This window comes from Ancylomarina sp., from assembly GCF_041555295.1.
Taxonomy (GTDB): domain Bacteria; phylum Bacteroidota; class Bacteroidia; order Bacteroidales; family Marinifilaceae; genus Ancylomarina.
On record NZ_JBFFKR010000253.1, the window covers coordinates 1 to 5052 of the forward strand.

The 5052-nt window shown below is 37.8% G+C and carries 4 protein-coding genes; 3 read left to right on the forward strand and 1 reads right to left on the reverse strand.

The genetic code is table 11. The features are described 5' to 3' along the window. Positions 1–394 precede the first annotated feature (394 nt). Positions 395–1033, forward strand: a complete 639-nt coding sequence (locus ABY905_RS13940; RefSeq protein WP_372644910.1) for a class I SAM-dependent methyltransferase — start codon at positions 395–397, stop codon at positions 1031–1033. Positions 1034–1047: 14 nt separating this feature from the next. Here ABY905_RS13940 and ABY905_RS13945 read toward each other — a convergent pair whose 3' ends face one another. Then, positions 1048–2466: an SDR family oxidoreductase gene (locus tag ABY905_RS13945; protein WP_372644912.1), complete on the reverse strand. Its 1419-nt coding sequence runs from the start codon at positions 2464–2466 to the stop codon at positions 1048–1050. A gap of 555 nt (positions 2467–3021) precedes the next feature. Between ABY905_RS13945 and ABY905_RS13950 the strand changes: the two genes are divergently transcribed. Together ABY905_RS13950 and ABY905_RS13955 are read left to right on the forward strand one after the other, a co-directional pair. Then, positions 3022–3723, forward strand: a complete 702-nt coding sequence (locus tag ABY905_RS13950) for a DNA-binding domain-containing protein (RefSeq protein WP_372644914.1) — start codon at positions 3022–3024, stop codon at positions 3721–3723. Between the two features lie 447 nt (positions 3724–4170). Continuing rightward, the coding region (locus tag ABY905_RS13955) for an NAD(P)H-dependent flavin oxidoreductase (protein ID WP_372644916.1) at positions 4171–5052 on the forward strand (882 nt) is incomplete at its 3' end.

Consider the following 5052-nt stretch of genomic DNA (forward strand, 5'->3'; position numbering starts at 1 on the left):
CTGGTGAAAGAAATCAGGAATGTCCTGTAAAGTCATTGGATCACCTTTCTTTTCAAGAAAAAGTAGATTGGTTTAAAGATTTAAGTGAGGATGAAAGAAGAGCCCTTGCACAAAAGCATAGTTGCTGTTCTTCATCCAGACAATCGAATAAAGAGGAATAAAAAAAAATATTGATTCATCCTAAGGAACTTGCATGCAAGCTCCTTATCCAAAAATGAAATATCAAATTATAGTTGCCTTTATCGAACTGTTTTTTTTAATATGTGTAGGCTTTGCTCAATACAGCACCCCAATAGCTCTGCACGAGAACGTTCGTTATGGGCTAAAATAAGTTTTCTTTATGCTTTGTTCTTTTTTCTTACTTTTGACCAACAAGAAAACAACAAACTCATAAATGCCTAATCAATTTAAAAATAATGCCATTCGTGGCCCCATTAATTCATGGTTACTTAGAATCATGTCGGCTTATATGCATTATAAGTTTGGCGATATGAAAAACGCCATGTTCAAAGATCATCCTGATAGGGTGGTTGAGATTGGTTCGGGTGCAGGTGAAAATATGCGTTATTTGAGAAAAGGCACGCACCTTATTGCTATTGAACCCAATGTGCACATGCACGAGAGTTTGAAGAAAACGGCAGATAAGTATGGAATCAATCTAGAGATTCGTTCTTTGATTGGAGAGGCTATCGACTTAGATAATGAATCGTGCGAGTTCGTTATGAGTACATTGGTGCTTTGTACCGTTAAGGATTTGGAAGCGTGCTTAAAACAGGTAAAAAGGGTGCTGAAACCTTCAGGTAAATTCGTTTTTATTGAGCATGTTAAAGCCAGAGATAATTCTGTCCTGGCAATAATTCAAAACTTGCTTCACAAACCCTGGCACTATTGTTTCGAGGGCTGTCATACCAATCGGGATATTCAGCCATTTATCGAATCTGCTGGCTTCAGTCAGTTAGAAATTGAATCCTACAATTTATATTCCGCTATTGTACCTATTATTCCACAAATAAGGGGAATTGCCATTAAATAAGAAGTTATACATCGCTATTTTTTTGCTAATTCATTAAGCATCCCTTTAAAGATAATGTAATGAAGTGGGTAAGAAGCATACCAGTATAGTCTCCCTGATACACCTTTGGGTCTAAAAGTAGTAGTAAGGGACAGTTGATCACCAGAGATTTTAAATTCAAACCAGGCTTCTCCCGGGAGTTTCATTTCTGCAAATAAGAGCAATCTGCCCTCTTCTTTATTGGCGTACAATACTCGCCACAAATCAACAACATCACCTGTAGCTAGTTCATCTTGCTTAGTGCGTCCTCTTCTTAAACCAACACCACCAAACAGGCGATCGAGATATCCCCTAAAGTGCCAAAGCCAGTCGGCATAATACCAACCCGTTTTTCCACCTATCCGCCATATTTTTTCAAGGCATGCTTCACGGTCATCAATTTTTTGTTTTCTAATATCAGACATGCAACCAAAACTAGGTACTTTAATGTAATCAGAAATTTGACTATTTAATCTGCCACTAATCAGAGAATCTTTCCAGCTTGATATCACTTCATTACTCTCTATTTTTAGAAATGCTCTCGACAAAGCTTCTTTGTAACTTAGGGGAGATAGATTCAGAATCTCCATGAGTTTACTGTTCCTGCAAACCACTTCTACTTTCATACTATTGACCAAGGCGATAGCCAGCTTGTATGAGGTTGAGGTAACAAAGTATAACCAATAGGACGACAACTTAGGGGTCATAAAAGGTAAAATGAAAATCCTCCTTTTTAGATTCCTACTCCTTGCATATTCAAGCAACATTTCTTTGTACGTGAGAATGTCAGGGCCTCCAATATCAAAGCTTTGGTTATATGTTTCAGTATTAAATAAAGAGTCGGACAGGCATGTAATAACGTCTGTAATTCCAATGGGTTGACATCTGGTGTTTAGCCATCTTGGGGTAACCATGATAGGTAGTTTTTCGATAAGGTCTCTCATGATTTCAAAGGAAGCGCTTCCTGATCCTATTATGATACCAGCACGCAAGCATGTAAAGGCGTAGTTTCCCTTACCCAATTCGATCTCCACATTCTCACGAGATTTCAGGTGTTTCGATAAAGCTGACTCATTGATGATGCCACTTAGGTACACGACATGTTGGACATGGGTTTGATTAATCGCTTCTCTAAAATTAATGGCTGATTGTTTTTCTAAAATCTCATAATCACGTGCTGAGGACATGGAATGAACCAGATAGTAGGCAGCATCAATATCTTTGGGGATTTTTTTTAGCGATTCAGTATCTAAAAGATCAATTTGAATGACTTCGATATGAGGTAAAAGTGATTGTGGTGGGTTAAATCGCTTTTGGTCACGAACACAACAAACAACACTATGCCCATTCTTAATCAGAATAGGTAAGAGTCTTTTACCAATATAGCCTGTTGCCCCAGTTAATAGAATTTTCACAGCTCGATATTTTAGAATTAGTTGATTGTGATATGCTTGTGCCTAAATGCGATTCAAGTTAATCTATTTTGGAGAAGTATCCTATATCGACTGATTGGGATGTTTATTGTACTACAGCTTTTACAATATTAAAGCTGTATTGAATTGAAGGTTTTTATTATCCTTAGAGTTTCTATTAGTCGTTTATTTAGAGATTTGTAGGCGAACGATTCACCTTAATATCTCCATACTGTTAATTTATTATAATTAATAAAATATTTTATATTGAAATGTGTGTAGTTTACAATAAATACTTAAATTCATATTGCTTTAAGCAAAAAAATGTCCTGAGGGTATCTGCGAATTGTTTTTGGAGATAAAGAAAGGTGATGATGCAAGCCGTTTGATTTGAGAATGATAACGGACAAGATGGGGGAGTCGGGATAAAATGAATCGAATTTATTCAGAATAAGTATATAATTAAAACAGGTAACCCATCAGCTATACATCATCAACTTTGGACGGTGGAGGATGCAGCTGGTGGGACCTGCAGTATTCATTTTTAATCTTAAAATTATGGCCTTAAGATACGGTTTAATTTTAAATCATCTGACTGATGATCCAGATGACTATATGGGACTCGTTACAGATAACGAAACCATAACTACAGAACAGATTGTAGAACGAATGATAGGCAAAGGCTCAACTGTTACTAAAGCAGAAGCTTTGTCAGTCATCGAAGAGTTTAATTATGCAATTGTCGATGCAGTTGCTAATGGTAATAATGTGAACACCGAACTCTTTAAAGTATATCCTAGTTTATCGGGTGTTTTTGCCAACGAGCAAGATGCTTTTGATAAGAACCGTCACTCTATTCGATTGAATCTAAATGCAGGTAAGCGCCTGTCCGAAGCTATTTCGAATATCGAGTTGCGGAAAGTTGAGGTGATAACTCCTCAGCCTGTGATTCAACGATTCTCCGATCTGAAAACAAAAACCATTAACGAAAGCTTCAGTCCCGGGCAAATTGCTTCTCTTAAAGGTGTATTGCTTAAGTTCGATGAGGAAGATGATAAGCAAGGTGTATTTTTTATTGCAGTTGATGGCACAGAGACTCGTGTTAGTAATCTGGTGAAAAATAAGCCTTCGGAGCTTTTATTCTTTGTTCCCGAAAGCCTAACGGCTGGAACCTTCCAGATTGAAGTAAGAAGTATATTTAAAAATTACAAAAGCATGCGTGTGGGGAGATTGTTAATCGATCTTACTCCGGTAAGCTAAAACCTAAACCCTACGGATTCTGAATAAATTTAAGCCGACTTTAACGAGTCGGCTTTTTGTATTTTTATTTGTATCCCACGACGCTTATGGTCGTAGCACTACGACAGTTGCGGTCGTAGTACCGCGACTGTTATGGTCGTGCATCTACGACTGTTGTGGTCGTGGTACCACGACTAAAATAGTCGGGAAGAGCTTGTCGCGACTATTGGTTTGAAGATCAAAATAAGCAGACAATTCGACATTTAATACAAATCGCTATGCTAGTAAAAATATAAAAGGCCCTCTTGGGTGGAATTACTGGAACAGCCGCCATTTCTTTATTCATGATGCTATAAATACAGGAAATATTGCTGACCTGACTTTGTTTGTATTCAATTTTTTCACTTGGATAGTCCTGATCATTTACGAGAATTGACTAAATTGAGATAGCTATATAAAAAGTCCAAAATGAACATACAAGAATTAAAATCGAACTTGACATTGCCCATCATCGTCGCACCTATGTTTCTGGTTTCAGGAACCGAATTGGTGATTGAGTCCTGTAAAAAAGGCGTGTTAGGTACTTTCCCTTCCTTAAACGGAAGAACACCTCATGATTTTGAGCGTATGTTGATTGAAATAACATGTGCATTAGAAAGCTTTAAATTGGAAACAGGAATTGAACCTGCCCCTTTTGCTGTTAATTTGATTGTAAATAAAACAAACCCCAGACTGATACCAGATTTAAAGCTTTGCGTCAAGTATAAAGTGCCTTTGGTGATCACATCATTGGGGGCATCCAAAGATGTGGTTGATGCCATTCATCAGTATGGCGGTTTGGTTTTTCACGATATCATAAAAAAGAGACATGCCCAAAAAGCGATCGAAGTGGGTGTTGATGGTATCATTGCTGTTGCCGCAGGGGCAGGAGGACATGCAGGTACCGCAAATCCATTTGCATTGCTTGATGAAATCAGATCTTTTTATAAGGGCATTTTAGTTTTGGCCGGAGCAATCAATAGCGGGAAAGACATATTAGCAGCCCAAAATATGGGGGCTGATTTTGCTTATATGGGTACGCGATTTATAGCTACAAATGAAAGCCTGGCAGTTGATTCTTATAAGGCCTCACTGGTTAGTTCTCAAATTGACGATATTTTATACACCGACGCTGTTTCGGGTGTTTATGGTAATTTCTTAAAATCCAGTATCGAAAAGTCTGGTATTGATCTTAGCCAAAAGAAGAAAGAAGACTTCTCAGAGCTTTCTGCACAAAATGATAAAGCATGGAAAGATATTTGGTCAGCCGGGCAAGGTGTTGCAGGAATTGATGCTGTCGTTTCAGTAAGC

Coding starts and splice junctions, on each gene's coding strand:
- ABY905_RS13940 (WP_372644910.1), top strand. CDS start 395: ATGCCTAATCAATTTAAAAATAATGCCATTCGTGGCCCCATTAATTCA.
- ABY905_RS13950 (WP_372644914.1), top strand. CDS start 3,022: ATGGCCTTAAGATACGGTTTAATTTTAAATCATCTGACTGATGATCCA.